This window comes from Tamlana carrageenivorans (genome assembly GCF_002893765.1).
Classification (GTDB): domain Bacteria; phylum Bacteroidota; class Bacteroidia; order Flavobacteriales; family Flavobacteriaceae; genus Pseudotamlana; species Pseudotamlana carrageenivorans.
This window is the reverse complement of sequence record NZ_CP025938.1, coordinates 3,431,427-3,450,348: the sequence shown is the minus strand read 5'-3', so window position 1 is coordinate 3,450,348 and position 18,922 is coordinate 3,431,427. Positions and strand designations below refer to the sequence as shown.

The 18,922-nt window shown below is 33.3% G+C and carries 16 protein-coding genes and 2 pseudogenes; 10 read left to right on the top strand and 8 right to left on the bottom strand.

Annotation, left to right across the window (positions count from 1 at the left end; genetic code table 11):
• Positions 1 to 26 precede the first annotated feature (26 nt).
• Positions 27 to 574: pseudogene (locus tag C1A40_RS15180) on the bottom strand (NUMOD4 domain-containing protein).
• Positions 575 to 762: 188 nt separating this feature from the next.
• Positions 763 to 2,238 carry a carbohydrate porin gene (locus C1A40_RS15175; RefSeq protein WP_102996636.1) on the bottom strand — a complete coding sequence of 492 codons (1,476 nt, stop codon included), beginning with the start codon at positions 2,236 to 2,238 and terminating at the stop codon, positions 763 to 765.
• 422 nt (positions 2,239 to 2,660) lie between these two features.
• Here C1A40_RS15175 and gcvT point away from each other — a divergent pair, with 422 nt between their 5' ends.
• From gcvT to C1A40_RS15145, 6 genes are all read left to right on the top strand, one after another.
• Positions 2,661 to 3,740, top strand: coding sequence for a glycine cleavage system aminomethyltransferase GcvT (gcvT, locus tag C1A40_RS15170; RefSeq protein ID WP_102996635.1), 1,080 nt, complete (start codon positions 2,661 to 2,663; stop codon positions 3,738 to 3,740).
• Between the two features lie 2 nt (positions 3,741 to 3,742).
• Complete coding sequence (locus tag C1A40_RS15165; RefSeq protein WP_102996634.1) at positions 3,743 to 4,657, top strand: glutaminase; 915 nt, start codon at positions 3,743 to 3,745, stop codon at positions 4,655 to 4,657.
• A gap of 24 nt (positions 4,658 to 4,681) precedes the next feature.
• Complete coding sequence (locus C1A40_RS15160; protein ID WP_102996633.1) at positions 4,682 to 5,515, top strand: sugar nucleotide-binding protein; 834 nt, start codon at positions 4,682 to 4,684, stop codon at positions 5,513 to 5,515.
• 59 nt (positions 5,516 to 5,574) lie between these two features.
• Positions 5,575 to 5,868 (top strand): 4a-hydroxytetrahydrobiopterin dehydratase, encoded by a 294-nt coding sequence (locus C1A40_RS15155; RefSeq protein WP_102996632.1) that lies wholly within the window; start codon positions 5,575 to 5,577, stop codon positions 5,866 to 5,868.
• Positions 5,869 to 5,965: 97 nt separating this feature from the next.
• Positions 5,966 to 6,685, top strand: a complete 720-nt coding sequence (locus C1A40_RS15150) for a YebC/PmpR family DNA-binding transcriptional regulator (RefSeq protein ID WP_102996631.1) — start codon at positions 5,966 to 5,968, stop codon at positions 6,683 to 6,685.
• A gap of 246 nt (positions 6,686 to 6,931) precedes the next feature.
• Positions 6,932 to 7,918 (top strand): Gfo/Idh/MocA family protein, encoded by a 987-nt coding sequence (locus tag C1A40_RS15145; protein WP_102996630.1) that lies wholly within the window; start codon positions 6,932 to 6,934, stop codon positions 7,916 to 7,918.
• Between the two features lie 21 nt (positions 7,919 to 7,939).
• Here C1A40_RS15145 and C1A40_RS15140 read toward each other — a convergent pair whose 3' ends face one another.
• Entirely contained in the window at positions 7,940 to 8,677 is a 738-nt protein-coding gene (locus tag C1A40_RS15140) for an NYN domain-containing protein (protein ID WP_102996629.1), read from the bottom strand.
• Positions 8,678 to 9,068: 391 nt separating this feature from the next.
• Here C1A40_RS15140 and C1A40_RS15135 point away from each other — a divergent pair, with 391 nt between their 5' ends.
• A complete protein-coding gene (locus tag C1A40_RS15135; RefSeq protein ID WP_241910433.1) occupies positions 9,069 to 11,426 on the top strand; it encodes a zinc-dependent metalloprotease in 2,358 nt (785 codons plus the stop codon).
• Between the two features lie 369 nt (positions 11,427 to 11,795).
• On the opposite strand, the gene C1A40_RS15130 is transcribed toward C1A40_RS15135, so the two are convergent.
• The 5 genes from C1A40_RS15130 to C1A40_RS15110 form a co-directional block, all read right to left on the bottom strand.
• Entirely contained in the window at positions 11,796 to 12,344 is a 549-nt protein-coding gene (locus C1A40_RS15130) for a 1-acyl-sn-glycerol-3-phosphate acyltransferase (RefSeq protein ID WP_102996628.1), read from the bottom strand.
• Positions 12,345 to 12,347: 3 nt separating this feature from the next.
• Entirely contained in the window at positions 12,348 to 13,436 is a 1,089-nt protein-coding gene (locus C1A40_RS15125; RefSeq protein WP_102996627.1) for an iron-containing alcohol dehydrogenase family protein, read from the bottom strand.
• A gap of 154 nt (positions 13,437 to 13,590) precedes the next feature.
• A complete protein-coding gene (locus C1A40_RS15120; protein ID WP_102996626.1) occupies positions 13,591 to 14,289 on the bottom strand; it encodes an HAD family hydrolase in 699 nt (232 codons plus the stop codon).
• Complete coding sequence (gene kdsB / locus C1A40_RS15115) at positions 14,283 to 14,993, bottom strand: 3-deoxy-manno-octulosonate cytidylyltransferase (protein WP_199287785.1); 711 nt, start codon at positions 14,991 to 14,993, stop codon at positions 14,283 to 14,285. The genes C1A40_RS15120 and kdsB overlap by 7 nt, the downstream gene beginning before the upstream one ends.
• 80 nt (positions 14,994 to 15,073) lie before the next feature.
• Entirely contained in the window at positions 15,074 to 16,498 is a 1,425-nt protein-coding gene (locus C1A40_RS15110) for an ATP-dependent DNA helicase (RefSeq protein ID WP_102996624.1), read from the bottom strand.
• 129 nt (positions 16,499 to 16,627) lie between these two features.
• On the opposite strand from C1A40_RS15110, the pseudogene C1A40_RS15105 reads away from it, so the two are divergent.
• The 3 genes and pseudogenes from C1A40_RS15105 (at position 16,628) to rsmD (ending at position 18,716) form a co-directional block, all read left to right on the top strand.
• Positions 16,628 to 17,369: pseudogene (locus C1A40_RS15105) on the top strand (hypothetical protein).
• On the top strand, positions 17,353 to 18,174 hold the full coding sequence (locus C1A40_RS15100; RefSeq protein WP_102996623.1) for a DUF3822 family protein: 822 nt from the start codon (positions 17,353 to 17,355) through the stop codon (positions 18,172 to 18,174). Before C1A40_RS15105 ends, C1A40_RS15100 begins: the two are co-directional and overlap by 17 nt.
• Positions 18,174 to 18,716, top strand: a complete 543-nt coding sequence (rsmD, locus tag C1A40_RS15095; protein WP_102996622.1) for a 16S rRNA (guanine(966)-N(2))-methyltransferase RsmD — start codon at positions 18,174 to 18,176, stop codon at positions 18,714 to 18,716. Before C1A40_RS15100 ends, rsmD begins: the two co-directional genes overlap by 1 nt.
• Positions 18,717 to 18,922: the final 206 nt, after the last annotated feature.

Genomic DNA, 18,922 nt, shown 5'->3' with positions numbered 1-18,922 from the left:
AATGCACAACGGGTTATCTTAATTTTTCAATACTCAGTTACCGATCCCCAATTTTCACCTGATTTTATACGATAAAGCTGCATTTCAGATATACCAAATTGTTTTGCAATCATTTTTAACCTAGTTCTTCGGTTGGGGTCATTTATTTTTCGTTTAATTAATTTCACTCTCGTTTCGGTAAGTTTTGAGTAAGTTCTTTTTCTAGGTTTATTTTTATATTCTGGATTGCTGAATTGATGATTTTCTTTTTCTTTTTAGTTGCCCATTTTAAATTATCTAAGCGATTGTCCGTTTTATCGTAATTTAAATGAATAACATAAACACCATCGTTTTGGTTAAGAAATTGTTCAGCCACTAGTTTATGGACATATCTACTGGTCCATTTTCTTTTTTCCTTCAATTTTAAACGTAGCACTTCATAACCGTTAATAAGGGATTTTTTTTGTTCAATTTCTTGATCGCCTTTACAATTTAAAATTCGGCCGTAATTAGAAATTTTATATTTCTCTTCATCAGAAATTTTATCGTCAAACACAATCTCCTTCCATTCTTCTTTCCAGTAGTCTCTAATCATTTTTTTAGCAATTTTATCAAAAATACTAAAACTATCGCTTTAATCACTTAATTTTCAATAATTTGACTAAAATAATTTTTAAATGACATTGAAAAACTAAAAAAGTTTTTAAAAACTAAGTGTCATGAGAAAGCTTAATCAGTTAAAATTGTACCAATATTTATGCTTAGAAAATCCTAGCCAAAAAACTATTTCCAAAGCCACCATTCTGCTTTAAACCCGAAGTAATAGCCCCATTGCTTTTCTCCTGCAAACTTCAAATAAGGTGAGTACAACTGCTCTTTTGCAAAATCGTTATAATAGGCCAGAGAAGCTACAAAACGCAAATGAGGTCTTGCCCAGATGTCACGTTTTCCAGTGGGTACTAATACAGGTGCAAAACTAAACTTAGTCATACTGGCATAAGGATTAGTTCCGTCCTTTCGTTGTGAATAATGTAATTCAGCTAATAAATGTAAGTAATCTTTTAAATAGAATTGATGTCGTGTCCCCACCGAAAAATCGACCTTCTTATTAAAAACCTCTTGTTCAAAATATGTTGGCGCCCGATGATTAGAATCGGCACCACCTTTACTAATCGTATAAATAACATAAGCATTCAAGGTGTAATTATTTGAGAAATTAAATACCGCATGATTCACTAAAGCCACCGAATAGGCATCATTATAGCGTAATGAATTTTCATCAGGAGCCCCAAAAGTAAGCCATGTTTTCGATAAACCGCCATCACCACCATTGGCAATGCCGCCGCCATATCTTAAGGTAAAATCATTAAACGAACCCGACATTAATTTTTTTAAGTTTCTGTGATAACGCACGCCTAACACATAACCATAATCGGTTGGAAAGTTTTCAGCCTCTGAAATATCTTGGTTAGCATCTTCCGGGGCAGTGTGATCTCCGCCTTCTTCCATGTGATGATATTCTGCAAGGGCAGTAATGCTATTGTTTGCATCAATTTCAAAATCGTGTTCCCCAGCAAAAACAGTGCGTTGTCTTAATGCTGCACTAGGTGTACCTGTTTTAAAATTCAGATAAAAATAGGGTGGTAAAGTAGATGTGGTATCTACGGAAGCGACAAAAATAGTTGATAATCGACTCTTTTTATATTCCACACCAACACCTTGGCCGGAGTGATCATTAAAATAAAAATGATCGGCAATATGTGCATCAGCACCCCGATAAAACCGTGATCCAATCCAAACATTTAACCCAGAGCCTCTTATATTTCTAGCTTCGGCGTAAATTTCCGGCATGGCAAACGTTAAGCCTCCAATACTGCTTGTTGTTGAGTTTCCAATAGTCGTTAAACTTGTAGAATAAACCGCTAAGCGTATTTGAACATGTATTTCTGTTGAGTCTCCTTTTTGAGGATTGAATGTTAAATTAGGGACCAATTCTAAATAATCTTGTTCTTCCAAACGTCCACCAATGCTCCCCATGTTGTTAAGGTTTAGTCGATGCCCAATGGCACCTCCATTATCGAAGGACCAGCCTACACCTACCCTACCATACGACCCAAAGTTTAGATTCTTATTTTTAGCGTATTCATAATTAATTTGAGAAAAGCCATTGAGGCTAAAAATAAAAAAAAGAAGGATAAAAAATGCACTTCCAAAAAAACAACTGTTTTTACTTCTTGTTGAGGGTAGTTTTTTGCTCATTTATTAGGTTGGTTTCTAACAAATATACAAGTAAACTGACTGAATAACAACACCTTTTGTTTAATAAATATCCTACAACTATATTTTAATTCGATTAAATTACGCACCAAATATGGCCTTTAAAACATACTTCAAATCATATAAAAAACACATTATAATCAATACTTTAATTGTATTTGCTGCCTTTTACAAAATCAAAAACATCTATTTATTGTAGATTCAAACAATAAATCATGTTTCGTAATTTATGTTACACCACTAAAGGATTTATAAAAACTTGATTTTTGGAATTTGATATGTCATAACTTAATAAGGTCTATTCTTACTAAAACCTGAGCTTTATTTAACGCTATTTAACAATTTATTCAATCTTTAAACCAGATTAATTTCTATATTTTTGTGCTGCATTTAAAACATAAACAATGAAAAATACAGCCTTAACAGAAACTCATATATCTCTTGGAGCTAAAATGGTTCCCTTTGCAGGATACAACATGCCCGTACAATATGAAGGAGTAAATTTAGAACATGAAACCGTTAGAAAAGGCGTTGGTGTTTTTGATGTTTCTCATATGGGTGAATTTCTTATTGAAGGCGAAAATGCTTTAGACTTAATACAAAAAGTATCTAGTAATGATGCTTCAAAATTAACGATAGGAAAAGCACAGTATAGCTGTTTGCCTAACGATAATGGTGGGATTGTAGACGATTTAATCATCTATAAAATTAAAGATGAAACGTACTTGTTAGTAGTAAATGCAAGTAATATTGATAAAGATTGGGATTGGATTCAGTCCAAGAACGATGTTGGAGCCCATATGCGTAATTTAAGTGACGACTATTCTTTGTTAGCCATTCAAGGTCCAAAAGCTATTGAAGCCATGCAAAGTATTACAAGTCATGATTTAGCCGCTATCAAATTTTACAATTTTGTAGTTGGTGATTTTGCTGGTATTGAGAATGTTATCATCTCGGCAACAGGATATACTGGTAGTGGCGGATTTGAAATTTACTGTAAAAACAGTGAAGTAAAGCAAGTTTGGGATAAAGTATTTGAGGCTGGAGCAGATTATGGCATAAAACCTATTGGTTTAGCAGCACGTGATACGTTGCGTTTAGAAATGGGGTATTGTTTATATGGTAATGATATTGATGACAACACCTCTCCTATTGAAGCTGGTTTAGGATGGATTACAAAATTCACTAAAAATTTTACAAATTCTGAAGCCTTAAAAGCTGAAAAAGAACAAGGTCCTAAAAGAAAACTTGTTGCATTTGAATTGGATGAAAGAGGCATTCCGCGTCAAGGTTATGATATTGTAGATTCAGAAGGATCTGTAATTGGCAAAGTAACCTCTGGAACCATGTCGCCAAGTTTAGGCAAAGGCATCGGTTTAGGGTATGTGCCTACGGAATTAGCAGGTGTGGATAGTAAAATTAGTATTCAGATTAGAAAAAATGCAGTGCCTGCAACAGTTGTTAAATTGCCATTTTATAAATAATAATGGTTGATTTTCAAGCCATTTTAAATCGTATATATCAAGATGCTAAAGCGGTAAAGGATAAAGGTGTTGTAGCATCTTATATCCCAGAATTGGCTCATGTAGATCCTGAAGCTTTTGGTATGCACTTAAGGACTTCCGAAGGCGAAAAATATGGTGTTGGCGATTTCGATAAATTGTTTTCAATTCAGAGTATCTCTAAGGTTTTTGCCTTATCTAAAGCCATGGCCTTAATAGGTGATGCCATATGGAAACGTGTCGATGTTGAACCTAGCGGAAATCCGTATAACTTTTTAGCTTTATTAGAGATTGAAAATAGTATTCCTAGAAATCCCTTTATAAATTCTGGAGCCATTGTAATAGCTGATATTTTGCTTTCTAACTTAAAAAACCCGAAAGCAGATTTTTTAAGTTATGTACGAGAGCTCGCTGGCGATTCTTCTATCAACTATAATGAGGAGGTTGCCTATTCTGAAAAGAATACTGGTTTTAAAAATTACGCCTCAGCAAACCTTTTAAAATCCTTTAATAATTTAGAAAACCCAGTTGATGCTGTTCTGGATTTCTATTTTCATCAATGTGCTATCGAAATGTCTTGCAGTCAGCTATCAAAAGCCTTTTATTTATTTGCAAATAAAGGCAGTTGCATGCAACAAAAACAACATATTAGCAACCAGCAAGTAAAACGTATTAATGCTTTAATGTTAACTTGTGGATTTTATGATGAAGCTGGAGAATTTGCTTTTGAGGTGGGTTTACCAGGAAAAAGTGGCGTTGGTGGAGGCATCGCAGCCTTACTCCCCGATCAATTTGTAATTAGTGTTTGGTCTCCAGGGTTAAACAAAAAAGGCAACTCGAAATTAGGTGTGCATGCCTTAGAGCAGTTTACTACAAAAGCAAAATTATCTATATTTTAGGTTGCTCCAAAGTGCCCCAGTTATATGATAGAACGAGAAAACAAACATACTATTTTAATTTTAGGAGCTAGTGGTTTTCTTGGTGATGCACTTTACAAAGAGCTCTGCTCCTATTTTAGAACGTTTGGCACCTATAATATTAGCAACCGTGCTCTTGAAAAAAACAAACATTTTTTTCAATATAATTTTGAAGAAGATGATATCTATGAAATATTAGAAATTGTAAAGCCTACCATTATCATTTCTGCACTTCGAGGTGATTTTTCAAAGCAAGTTTTACTACATCAACATTTAGCCGAGTATGTGCTGCTTGAAAATACAAAGCTTATATTCCTCTCTTCAGCTAATGTTTTTGATGCGTATAGCAAATACCCCAGTTATGAGTTAGACAAAACTTATAGCAATAGTGTTTTCGGGCATTTTAAAATAAAAATTGAAAACATGCTCTTGCGATTACCTAAAAAGCAAATTGTTATAATCAGACTCCCAATGGTTTTTGGTGCGCAATCGCCAAGAATACAAGAAATTCTTCATTTCTTAAAAGCAAAAGAACCCATTGAAGTCTTTCCTAATTTGGTTATGAATGTTTCTAGCGATTCCAAAATGACGCAGCAAATTCATTACATCATCAATCGTAACAATTATGGTGTTTTTCATTTAGGGAGTGAAGATTTAGTACACCATGACGATTTTATTAAAGAGATTGTGGCTTCTCACGATTTAGAGCAAAATGCTATTTTTAAACAAGTTTATACGACTAATAAGGAACGTTATTTGGCAGTTTTACCTAAATTTAACAAGCTTCCAAAGCATTTACAGTTAAAAAGCGAAGATATTTTAAGTGATTTAAAATTATAGTTGATTACCCACTAGCAATTCCTTAAATTGTAAAGAAAATTAAATTCTATAAAAAAATTATGAGTAAACTTTCTGAACAAGACATCGAAAAAAAATTATTACAATTTCCAGATTGGGAGTATTATGATAATGCCATTCACAGTGAATTCGAATTTGAAAATTTTAAAGATTGCTTTAGCGCCATGAGTCGTATTGCTTTTGAATGTGAAGCCTTAAACCACCACCCCAATTGGACAAATGTGTACAATGTACTTACTGTATCATTATCAACACATAGTGAAAATGGTGTAACCGAAAAAGATTTTAAGTTGGCTAAAGCCATAGAATTTATAGTAGAACCTGAAGAAGATTAATACGATTTATTTGTTTTTGATTTGAAGGTTTTTAAATTTGTCAAATCATTTAAATTAATACAATTGCTGCCACAAGTAGCATAACACACATATAATTATGGGAAGAGCTTTTGAGTTTAGAAAAGCAAGAAAGATGAAACGTTGGTCTGCCATGAGTAAAGCATTTACTCGTATTGGTAAAGACATTGTAATGGCTGTAAAAGAAGGTGGTCCAGATCCAGATAGCAATTCGCGATTACGTGCTGTTATACAAAATGCAAAGGCTGTTAACATGCCTAAAGACAATGTGGAGCGTGCCATAAAACGTGCTAGCGATAAAAGTCAAGGCGATTACAAAGAGGTTATTTTTGAAGGCTATGCTCCACATGGTGTGGCTGTTTTAGTAGAAACTGCAACCGATAATAATACCAGAACAGTAGCAAACGTTAGAAGTTATTTTAATAAATGTGATGGTAGCTTAGGAACTTCTGGGTCTGTTGTTTTTATGTTCGATCATACTTGTAATTTTAGAATAAACGCGGAAGGACTTGATCCTGAAGAATTAGAGTTAGAATTTATAGACTTTGGTGCCGAAGAAGTTTTTGCTGATGAAGATGGTATTTTAATCTACGCCCCTTTTGAAAGTTTTGGCGCTATTCAATCGGAATTAGAAAGTAGAGGTATTGAAATTTTATCTTCTGGATTTGAACGTATTCCACAAGTCACAAAACCTTTAACTCCAGAACAAGCCGCCGATGTAGAAAAACTTTTGGAAAAACTCGACGACGACGACGACGTCCAAAATGTATACCATACCATGGAAGAAAATGGAGAATAAAAACAAAAAAAAGAGAGCTGTAAGGCTCTCTTTTTTTATGGTATGACACTGATTTACAGTGTTTTTAAAATCTAATATTCATCCTAAATTTTTAAGTAATCATTTTCTTTTTTAACTCACTTTATGTCTTTTTATTAGTAATTTAGTACCAATAACGACTAAACAACCATATGATTCTCCTTACCAATTACGGAATCATATCAACTAATTATTGAAACTAACAAAAACTACTATACTACTATTTCTATGAAGAACGTATCAAAAATGATTAAATGGGGCATTATTGGCTGCGGTAATGTCACCGAAGTTAAAAGCGGACCTGCTTATAAAATGACTGGTAACTTTAAGATTTCTGCCGTTATGAGGCGTGATGCTGCAAAGGTTAAGGATTATGCAAAGCGTCATCAAATTGACACTTATTACACCGACGCAGATCAACTTATTAACGACCCAAATGTAGATGCTGTTTATATTGCTACACCTCCAGACACGCACAAATATTATGCTTTAAAAGTAGCTGCATCAGGAAAGCCTTGCTGTATAGAAAAACCCCTATCACCTAGTTACACCGATAGTCTAGAGGTTTACAATGCTTTTAAAGAGAAGAATATTCCGCTATTTGTTGCTTATTATAGACGTTCCCTGCCTAGATTTTTAAAAATTAAATCTTGGTTAGACTCCGGATATATTGGTCAAATTAGGCATATCACAGCACATTTAAGCAAACCACCAAGTGAAACAGATTTATCAAAAACATACAATTGGAGAACTGATGCTAAAATTGCTACTGGTGGTTATTTTGATGATTTAGCTAGTCATGAGTTGGATTTATTTACTTATTTCTTAGGAAATATTAAAGACGCTCACGGGGTAAGTGTTAATCAGCAAAATTTGTATTCTGCTAAAGACGCTGTCTCAGCTAGTTGGCTGCATGAAAACGGAGTAACGGGTTCCGGAATATGGAATTTTGGATGTAGTGAACATCTTGATAAAGTTATTATTTATGGATCGAAAGGCACCATAAAATTCTCTGTCTTTCACGACAAGCCTATTGTGCTAAAGTGTGATGACATAAAAAAAGAAGTGTATATTGAAAACCCTAAACACATTCAATTCCCGCATGTTGAAAATATGAGATTCTATTTTGACGCCCCCTCTAATCCACATCCCTCAACCGGTAAAACAGCATTGCACACCAGTTGGGTTATGGATAAAATTTTAGGTAAGATTTAAATAGTAAAGCGATTAAAACATTCAATGTTTATTCTTAACATAAATCAATTTAAAACGACCATTTGTTTGGTCGCGTTGTTCTAACTCAAATTGATCTAAAGATTTAAAAAGCGGTGTTAATTTTTGAAACCCAAAATTACGGGAATCAAAATTAGGCTGCTTTTTAATGATTAGAGAACCTACATCTCCAAGAAACGCCCACCCATCATCATCAGCACAATCATCAACAGCATGAGATAAAAATTCGATGACTTTAGGTGTAATATTGTACAAGTTTTCTTTTGTTTTTATTGTGCCATCGGTGTGTTTCGGGCTTGCTGTTTCCTTCTTTAAAATTTCAAGGTAAATAAATTTGTCACAGGCCACAATAAATGGATCGGGAGTCTTCTTTTCTCCCATACCGTATACCACCATACCTGCCTCACGCAAACGCGTGGCTAATTTTGTGAAATCACTATCTGAGGATATCAAGCAAAAACCATTTACTTTTTCAGAATATAGAATATCCATAGCATCAATAATCATGGCAGAATCTGTAGCGTTTTTTCCTGTTGTATAACTATACTGTTGTATAGGTGTTATAGCATTTTTTAACAAAACGTTTTTCCACTTTGCTAAATATGGTTTCGTCCAGTCTCCATAAATTCTTTTAATGGTAGGTGTTCCATATTTAGTAATTTCTTCCATCATTTCTGAAATATACTTGGCAGGGATATTATCGCCGTCAATTAATACGGCTATTTTAGTGTCTTTTATCATATTTTTAAAAATAAACAAAATTGCAACCATATTAGTGATTTTGCCTTTTAATATTTTTTAACTTTTTTTTATTACATAAAAATATATAACTAGTTACATTTATGCCGACTTATTCAAATTTACAATTATAAATAATCATTATTCAAACTATGAGTTTACCCAAAAAAACCATTAGGCTTACCTGTCTATTGTTTTTATCTATGTTAATTTTATCACCTCAATATGCTGAGGCACAGAAAAAAACAAGAAAAGAAAGAAGGACAAAACAGAAGCTACTACATCATCTGAAAAAAAATCAAAAGAAAAATCCATTGCAGATTTAACTAAAACTAGCAAAAAATCTGAAGGTTTATTTACCATATATCAAGATTCTATTTCGGGGTCTATAAAAATGTTGATTTCAGAGGACCAAATCGGAAAAGAATTTATTTACTTCAGTCAGGTTGTCGACGGGGTTATGGATGCTGGAAGAATAAACAGAGGGTCTTATAACGATTCAAAAGTTTTTAAAATTGAAAAATATTTCAATAAAATTGAATTCATAACTCAAAATACATCATTTTACTTCGATCCAGAGAGTCCGCTTTCAAAATCTGAAAATGCTAACATAAGTCATGGAACTATGGCCAGCATTAAAGTAGAAAGTTACGATAAAAACAAAGGCTTATATTTAATTGATGCCAACGATTTATTCTTAGATGAAACCTTAGCTCAAATCAAACCTGCATATCGACCAGGGCAATCTCCAACAGCTTTTAAACTTGGCAAATTAAGCAAAGGCAAAAGTAAAATTAACGCCATTAAGAATTACCCTGAAAACACCGATGTTGCTATCGAATATGTTTACTCCTCGCCTTCTGTACTAAACAATGGCTCTGAGGCTGTTGCCGATGGTAGAAATGTGAGTATTAAAGTACACCATAGTTTTATCGCTATGCCTGAAAACAATTACCAACCACGATTTGATGATCCTAGAGTAGGTTATTTTTTAACCCAGGTAAACGATCAAACAGCTACAAACTCTACACCTTATAGAGACTTGATACATAGGTGGGATTTACAAAAGAAAAACCCAGAATTAGAGTTATCGGAACCTGTTGAACCCATCACTTGGTGGATAGAAAATTCTACGCCATTAGAGTGGCGTGAAACCATTAAAGAAGGTGTATTGCAATGGAATGTTGCCTTTGAAAAGGCAGGATTTAAAAACGCCATGGTTGTTAAAGTACAACCTGATGATGCCGAATGGGATGCTGGCGATATTAGATATAATGTTTTACGTTGGACATCTTCTCCAAAACCACCTTTTGGGGGTTACGGACCAAGTTTTGTTAACCCAAGAACAGGACAAATTTTAGGCGCCGATATCATGCTAGAATTTGTGCACTTTACAAATCGTGTGTTTTACGATAAAGTTTACAATCTTGCAACTGCCGAAAAAGCTTATAATGCCGACGACCATGAGTTTGATCATGATAACATGCATTCTTGTTCATTTGCAAGCACCATGCATAATGAATTTATGGTTGCCAATGCTGTAGCAGAAGCCCATGGCGCATCAGATTTAGAGCTTGAAGGCATCAAAAAAGAATCTATGTTAGCGCTTATTATGCATGAAGTTGGTCATACATTAGGTTTAAACCACAACATGAAAGCGAGTCAGTTGTTTTCTCCAGAAGAACTTGCAGATCCAGAATTTATAAAAGGAAAATGCTTAACCGGATCGGTTATGGATTATGCAGCCTTAAATATTACAAGAGACCGTAGTAAACAAGGACAATATAGTGATGTAGCTGTTGGGCCTTATGATATTTGGGCCGTACAATTTGGCTATACACCTTTTAAAACTGCTAAAGAACATCACGATTTATTAAATCAATCGACCAAACCAGAGCTTATTTTTGGAAATGACGCCGATGACATGCGTGCACCAGGAAAGGCCATCGACCCACGTGTTATGATTGGAGACCTTTCAAACGATGCTATTAGATATTCTATCGATCGTATTGAACTGTCTAATGAATTAATGAAAACAGCAAAACAAAATTTTATAAAGACCGATGAGTCGTACCAGGAGTTGCGTCGTATTTATTATTTATTAAGCGGACAAAAATCCACTGCAGCTGGCGTTATTTCGAGATATATTGGTGGAGTCTATGTAGATCGTGCCATGGCAGGACAAGAAGGCGGCACACAACCTTATACGCCTGTATCTTATAAAGATCAAAAAAGAGCTATGAAAGCTTTAAGTGATTATGTTTTTGCTCCTAATGCGTTTAGCGCACCTCACGATTTGTATAATTATTTAGCCATGCAACGTCGTGGTTTTAATTTTAGACAACCTGAAGATCCTAAAATCCACGATCAAATTTTAACTTATCAAAAAAATGTTTTAACGCATCTTTTGCACCCTAATACCTTACAACGTATTTCAGACTCTGAACTTTATGGGAATACTTATAAGTTATCGTCTGTAATGAGCGACCTAAACAATGCCATTTTCAAATCTGATATTAGCGGAAATGTGAATTCATTCAGACAAAATTTACAGTTGGAATACACGCAAATGTTAATAGACATGTTAACGGGTAAACAAAGCGGTAGATATACCAATAATGCAAAATCTATGGCTTTATATAACTTAAAAAATATTAGAAATTGGTCTGCACCTTCAGGTGATATTGCTTCAAAAGCACACAAGCAACACCTTAGAACTTTAATAGATAATGCTACTAAAGAAGTGAAATAGACAATAAAATCTGTAAATAAAAAAGCCACACATATCGTGTGGTTTTTTTTGTTTATTAGTTATGGCTACAACAATCGTTATACTGCACTCTTAACACAGAACCTAATCACATTAAAATTTTATGATTATATAGCGCTTGAAATAAACCTACAATAACACAGAACAAAATAAAATCTTAATTAGCTTAATTATAATAACTTATGGATATTTAATTAAATAATTAATTCAACATATTATTTCTTTCAAAAATGTTTTAAATGAACATTTAATTAGATGTTTTTTGAAAATACGGCATAAGCAAAAGACTCAAAACGTTCATTATATAAATCAAACTTAAAGAATATAGGTTAGATTAATTTTAAGTTTCAACTAAGAGTACTCGGAAATCTTACCTTTTACATTTTTAAAGAAACTATAAATATATTTGAAATCAGCTTCCATATCATGTGTCGGATAAAAAGGCTCTGAAACTAAATTTTGTTTGTTTTCATAATCTAGCGTAAACATAATAATGGGCACATTAGCTTTTTTTGCGATGTAATAAAAGCCTGTGCGAAATGATTCAACCTTTTGACGTGTTCCTTCGGGCGCTAAAGCAATACGAAACTCATCGGCCTGATCAAAAAGCTTAGCGATAGCATCGACTTTATTTTCATTTTCTTGACGATTAATGGGACGTCCGCCAAGTTGTCTTAAAAACCAACCCAAAGGAAAAACAAACAATTCCTTTTTACCAATAAAATAACTTTTTAGCTGTACCGAAGCACGCATTAAAACTCCAATATAAAAGTCATGCCAACTGGTATGAGGTGCCGCTATAATAACGGCTTTTTTAACTGTATTTTTTGAGAAGTCAGAATTACCAACAATACGCCAGCCTAACCATTTAAAATAAATTAATTTAGCTAGTTTTTGCATAGTCTACATTTTTTGATAAAGCGCCTTTAACTTGTCTCTAGTTATTATTTTTTTCCAGTTTTTACCAATTGCATTTTCCCATAGAGGTTCAAGACCTAAGGCCACGCTAATCATGATGTCAAATTCTTCATCGGTTAATTGAGCACAAAGGCTTTGAGGAAGCTCAATATGATGTTTTGCTTTCATTTCTTTAAATAAAGCAACGCCTTCTGGGTAATATTCTTCCAAATGATCGAAAACAATACAATTCCCTATACCGTGCTTGGTACCCAGTAAATAAGACAAGCCATAACTCATGGCGTGTGCCACCCCAACTTGAGAGTAAGCGATACTCATACCACCATGCCACGAAGCCATCATAAGTTTTTCTTGCGCCTCTGTGTCTGAAGGACCAATGGTGTCTTCTAAAAAGATTTCCTTACACAAATCTAAGGCCTTTTCTCCATAACTTTTACTAAAAGCATTTAAATAAGAACCGTTTAAGGACTCTACACAATGGATATAGCAGTCCATTCCCGTATAAAACCATTGATTTTTTGGCACCTCTTTAGTCAGTTCGGGATCCAATACAACCTGATCAAAAGGGGTGAAATCTGAATTTATCCCTAGTTTTTTCTCAGGCCCTGTTAAAACTGTTGTTCTAGACACCTCGGCACCTGTTCCTGAAATGGTTGGAATTCCAATATGAAAAATAGCTGGATTTTTAACCAAATCCCAGCCTTGGTAATCTTTAGATTCGCCTTCGTTGGTTATCATTATTGAAACAGCCTTAGCTAAATCTAAAACAGAACCTCCTCCAATACCTATAATTCCTGAAGGACGTGCTTTTGTTTTTAAAATAATGTATTCTACTAGCGCATCAACTTGAGTTGTTTTGGGTTCTTCTTTAGTCGATACAAAAATAATTTCATCGTCGTAAGACAGTGAAATACTAGATGTTAACCAAGGGGTGTTTTTAAAAACATCATCAATTAAGTAGATAAATGGAGCATTTATACTTTGGCGCTTTGGCGCTAAAATGTCATTCAACTGATTAAAACTACCTCTACCAAAAATAACTCTTGGTACCATTGGAAAGTTCTTATAACTCATTTATTAGGTTTCTTTTTAGAATTGACAAAAATACTATTATTTTAAATTCTTCGGAGGGATATTTGGCTTAAATCACAGGCTAAATATGTATAAAATAGCTTCAGAAAAAACAGTTCAATAAAATATTGATTCGTAGATCAACCCAAACACTTTATTATAAAATATTTAAAACATCTCGTATCGTTTCTATGGTATTATAAGTCTTACCATTTTTTTCTTTTTCCTCAACTTCTTCATGAGCCCAAGTGGTATGATAAGGCACATGAATCGCTTGAGCCCCGATATTCACTAAGGGTAAAACATCAGATTTTAATGAGTTTCCTATCATTAAAAACTCGGAAAGATCTATTTTTAGGTGTTTTAATAATTTTGAATAGTTATTTTCCTTTTTATCACTCAATACTTCAATGTGATGGAAATACTGACTCAAATTCGATCTTTCTAATTTTCTTTCCTGATCGAGTAAATCACCCTTAGTTGCTAAAATAAGTCTGTATTTTTTTGATAAAACCTCCAAGACCTCCTCTACACCATCTAATACTTCGACAGGTTGATTTAACATGGTTTTGCCAATGTTTAGAATGGCTTCAATCGTTTTTGGAGACACATTTTTATTAGATAAATCCAAGGCACATTCCACCATTGAAAGCGTAAATGCCTTAACTCCATAGCCGTACAAACCAAGGTTACCAATTTCCATTTTAAATAGTTCTTGATCTATTTTATTAGGTGTCTCGTATTTGCTCAAAAGTTTAGAGAATTCTGCTTCCGCTTCTCTAAAATACGTTTCGTTAACCCATAAGGTGTCATCAGCATCAAAACCAATAACTTTAATGTTTTTGTAGTCTACCATATTTTTTTGGCGCGTTCTAAATCTTCTGGAGTATCAATTTCAACACCTTCCACATCCGTTTCCACCATTTTTATACGTTTTCCATATTCCAAATAGCGAATACATTCAATTTTTTCTGAAGCTTCTAAGGGCAACATAGGTAGTTTATAGAAATCTAAAATAGCTTCTTTTCTAAAGGCGTAAACCCCTTTATGTTTAAAGTATTTCGCGCCTGCTTCTTTATCGCGTAAATAAGGGATAGGACTTCTAGAGAAGTATAAAGCAAAATTGAATTTATCGACAATAACTTTTACGGTATTCGGATTTTGAATTTCTTCTTCATTGGTAATATGCACCATTAAAGAAGCTAAATCGATATTTTTATCAGTATCCGTTTTAAAAACTTCAATAAGTTTTCTCAAAGACTCTTTATCGGTAAAAGGCTCATCACCTTGCACATTAATAACAATATCAATATCCATAAACTCAACCGCTTCAGCAATTCTATCACTACCACAATCATGTTCCTTTTTGCTCATCATGGCTTTTCCGCCATTTTTTACAATTTCTTGATAAATAATATCGCTATCGGTAACCACAAACACATCGTCAAACAAGCCTGTTGCTACAGTAGCCTCGTAAGTACGAAGGATAACTGTTTTACCACCAAGGTCTTGCATAAGTTTTCCCGGAAAACGCGAAGCCGCATAACGGGCGGGAATCATTGAAATTATTTTCACAAGTTAATTTTTTAAAATATGTTATTAGTATTCTAAATTCAATTCAAAAGTACTTAATTTAAAAGCTATTCTTCAAAAAAATCATCTTTAAAACCGATAAGGTATAATTTTTCTTTAGCTCGGGTAACCGCGGTGTAAAGCCATCTTAAGTAATCTTTATCGATGCCATTTGGTAAATAAGGTTGCTCCACAAAAACAGTATCCCATTGCCCCCCTTGAGATTTATGACAAGTTATCGCATAGGAAAACTTGACCTGTAAAGCGTTAAAATGCTTAGAGGCTTTAACTTTTAAAAACTTTTTGTAATTACTACCTTCGTTTTCAAAATCTTTTAGCACTTCCTGATATAACCGGTTTGAGTCTTCATAAGTTAGCGACGGACTTTTAGCATCAATAGTATCTAGAAGTAAAACGGTTTCAATGGGAGCCATTTTAGGATAATCGACCATTCGAACTTTAACTTCAGCAAAACGAAATCCATAAAGTTCTTCAATTTTAAAAATTTCTAAAACTTCAATAATGTCGCCGTTCGCAATAAATCCCGCTTCTGTAGTAGGTTTAATCCAAAAATAATTATTTTTCACGACCATTAAAAAATCGCCAGCAGATAATTCATTTTCATTAAATAGAATTCGACTTCTAATTTGTTGGTTGTATAAATTAGCACGTTTATTACTTCTTACAATAATAGCCGTTTCTTCATTACCTAACTCGCTATAAGCGTCGTTAATAGCTTCCATAATTTCGTAACCATCAATCAACCTAATTACATCTTTAAAAGGTGCGAGATCAAATTTAAAACTATCAAAAAAGCTACTTGCTAAGGTTTCCCGTAAAACCGTTGCGTTTACTAGAATACCAGAGTTTTGTTCCTGACGTACAACTTCATCCAACTCCATTCTAGTGACCTCTTTATTGTAATATAAAGCTAAGATGTTTTCATCTAAGGCTGGGCTAACATCTATTTTTACCGGTGGCAATTGTGCGGTATCACCTATTAATAGTAATTTACATTGATGCCCTGAATAAACATATTGTATAAGATCATTTAACAATGAACCGTTTTCCATAAACTTGGATTCTCCAGGCGTATCTGGAATCATAGAGGCCTCATCGACAATAAAAATGGTGTTTTTGTGCTTATTGGGCTGAAGAACGAACTTAACCCCTCCTCCCTTTTCTTTTTTAGGGAAATATATTTTTTTATGAATGGTGAAGGCTTCTTTTCCTGAGTAATTAGAAATGACTTTAGCCGCTCTACCCGTTGGCGCCAGTAGCACAGCGCTCTTTTTTACTTTCCATAAATTTGATACAATGGCGCCTACAATGGTGGTTTTTCCGGTTCCGGCATATCCTTTTAGTAAATAAAGAACATTGTTGGATTTATTTAAAATAAATTCAGAAAGTTGTTGCAGAACAATATTTTGTTTTTGCGTTGGTTGGAACGGAAACTGCTGTTTTATAAGCAAATAAAATTGAGAAGCATTCATTAAAGATATGGTAGCGATTTTTTTTATTCAAAGATAGAAATGATTTTTACTCTCTTTGTTTTTGCGGTTAAAAAAAAATTGTAGATTTGCTAAATACCTAAAAATAAATTTTTAATTAAATAGCATACTATGTTAACATTTATTCTTATTACAGTTGCTGTGATACTACTTACAATTGGCTTGGTTAAGTTAATTGACAAAATCATCCCATCTAAACTTAAACCTGTCCTAACTATCGCCCTTTGGATTCTTATTGGCTACCTAGGTTATTTAACATATATGTCTATTTACGAGCCCATCCAATTTAATAAAGTAAAAAACAAACGTTACGTTCAAGTTATTGAGAGTTTAAAAGATATTAGAGACGCGCAATTGGCTCACAGACAAGTTACAGGTAATTTTGCAGGTAAATTTGAAAATTTAATTCAATTTATCGACACTGCAGAATATACAATTACACAACGTAGAGATTCTACTATTTTAGATGAAGAAAAAACAAAATTATACGGTGTAGATTCTTATAAAGAAATTATAGTGATTGATACATTAGGTTTTGTTCCGGTAAAAGATTCCTTATTTAAATCATCTAATAGATACAAAACTATGATGAATGTGCCTGTTGGAAAACCTGGAACTAAATTCAAATTAGATGCTGGTTATATTGAGCAAAATAAAATTAAAATTCCTGTGTTTGAAGCTTCGGTAAAAAAACGTGATATCTTATATGATCAAAATAATGATCTTATTATTCAAGAGAACCAAGTAATCTCTGTTGATGGTGTTAACGGTGATGGATGCACTTAAAGTAGGTTCTATGAACGAAGTTAAAACCACTGGAAACTGGCCTAAAACATATGGCGATAACGAATAATAATTCTAAGGAATTAACAAATATAGAATTGTCCATTCAAATTAGTTTGAGTGGACTTTCTTTTTGTATACTGAATCGTAAGCTAAATGCGATTATTCATTTGAATGACATTCAGTTTGAAAAGAAGCTCAACCCTTTAGAATTATTAGACCGATTAAAAGGTCTTTTTGATTCGGAAAAGTTGTTGTCATACAACTTCTCAAAAGTTATCGTTGTGCATGATAACGACTTATCTACTCTGGTCCCTGAAACTTTTTTTAATGAAGATTACCTGGCCGACTATTTAAAATTTAACTCTAAAATTCTTAAATCCGATTATATTACTTATGATCGTATTGCAGAAAACAAAAGTGTAAATGTTTATGTACCTTATATAAATATTAATAATTTTATATATGATAAATTTGGAGCTTTTACTTTTAAACACATTTCCACGGTACTCATTGAAAAAATTTTACAACTTGAAAAAATTAAAATGAACACACGTATGTATGTTCATGTTCACAAAAATCATTTTGAAGTTATAGTGGTTGAAAACTCTAAATTAAAACTATTTAACAGCTTCATATACAGATCTAAAGAGGATTTTATTTACTATATATTATTTACCGCAGAACAATTAAATTTAAGCCCAGAAACACTAAAGCTTATTTTTTTAGGTGCTATTGCTAAAGATGATCCCTTGTATAAAATAGCATATAAATACATTAGAAATATTAGTTTTGGCCGTCGAAATGATAAGTTCAAATTTGATACTGCACCCAAAACAACTTATGCACACTTCACCTTAATAAACAATTTTTAATGCGAATTATTTCAGGATTATATAAAAGTAGAAAGATCATTGCTCCAAAAAACTTACCTGTTCGTCCTACGACAGACATGGCCAAGGAGTCATTATTCAACATCATTAATAACCTTTATTATTTTGATGAAATTTCTGTTTTAGACCTTTTTGCAGGAACGGGAAATATAAGCTATGAATTTGCATCACGTGGCACCGAGCAAATCACTTGTGTCGACCAGGATTTTGGCTGTATTAAATTTATTAATTCAACAGCTGAAACGTTTGAAATGCCAATTCAAACCATTAAAAGTGATGTGTTTAAATTTCTTGAATCGTCTAAAATTCAAGCCGATATTATTTTTGCCGACCCACCTTACGATTTTACTGTTGAACAATTTTCTAAAATTCCAGACTTGGTATTTTCAAACCAATTATTACTTGAGGGCGGCTTACTTATTGTAGAACATTCTAAACACACAGATCTCTCTAACGTAAGTAATTTCTCTTATTCTAAAAGTTATGGCGGTAATATGTTTAGTTTTTTCGAAATTACCGAATAATATCCTATTATAATTCACTTTTTTTCAGTACTTTAGAAGTAACCCTAAGGTACTACCCTTTCAAATAGCCTTAAAAACCATCTACATAAAACACTTTAAAATGTAGATTTATATTATTGTTTTTATAATTAATACCAAGCTAAAAACCATTAAGCATATTAATGTGACTTTTTAAAGATTTATAATTATTAGTTAGTCACTAGTTT

Coding starts and splice junctions, on each gene's coding strand:
- C1A40_RS15175 (WP_102996636.1), bottom strand. CDS start 2,238: ATGAGCAAAAAACTACCCTCAACAAGAAGTAAAAACAGTTGTTTTTTT.
- gcvT (WP_102996635.1), top strand. CDS start 2,661: ATGAAAAATACAGCCTTAACAGAAACTCATATATCTCTTGGAGCTAAA.
- C1A40_RS15165 (WP_102996634.1), top strand. CDS start 3,743: ATGGTTGATTTTCAAGCCATTTTAAATCGTATATATCAAGATGCTAAA.
- C1A40_RS15160 (WP_102996633.1), top strand. CDS start 4,682: ATGATAGAACGAGAAAACAAACATACTATTTTAATTTTAGGAGCTAGT.
- C1A40_RS15155 (WP_102996632.1), top strand. CDS start 5,575: ATGAGTAAACTTTCTGAACAAGACATCGAAAAAAAATTATTACAATTT.
- C1A40_RS15150 (WP_102996631.1), top strand. CDS start 5,966: ATGGGAAGAGCTTTTGAGTTTAGAAAAGCAAGAAAGATGAAACGTTGG.
- C1A40_RS15145 (WP_102996630.1), top strand. CDS start 6,932: ATGAAGAACGTATCAAAAATGATTAAATGGGGCATTATTGGCTGCGGT.
- C1A40_RS15140 (WP_102996629.1), bottom strand. CDS start 8,677: ATGATAAAAGACACTAAAATAGCCGTATTAATTGACGGCGATAATATC.
- C1A40_RS15135 (WP_241910433.1), top strand. CDS start 9,069: ATGTTGATTTCAGAGGACCAAATCGGAAAAGAATTTATTTACTTCAGT.
- C1A40_RS15130 (WP_102996628.1), bottom strand. CDS start 12,344: ATGCAAAAACTAGCTAAATTAATTTATTTTAAATGGTTAGGCTGGCGT.
- C1A40_RS15125 (WP_102996627.1), bottom strand. CDS start 13,436: ATGAGTTATAAGAACTTTCCAATGGTACCAAGAGTTATTTTTGGTAGA.
- C1A40_RS15120 (WP_102996626.1), bottom strand. CDS start 14,289: ATGGTAGACTACAAAAACATTAAAGTTATTGGTTTTGATGCTGATGAC.
- kdsB (WP_199287785.1), bottom strand. CDS start 14,993: ATGATTCCCGCCCGTTATGCGGCTTCGCGTTTTCCGGGAAAACTTATG.
- C1A40_RS15110 (WP_102996624.1), bottom strand. CDS start 16,498: ATGAATGCTTCTCAATTTTATTTGCTTATAAAACAGCAGTTTCCGTTC.
- C1A40_RS15100 (WP_102996623.1), top strand. CDS start 17,353: ATGGCGATAACGAATAATAATTCTAAGGAATTAACAAATATAGAATTG.
- rsmD (WP_102996622.1), top strand. CDS start 18,174: ATGCGAATTATTTCAGGATTATATAAAAGTAGAAAGATCATTGCTCCA.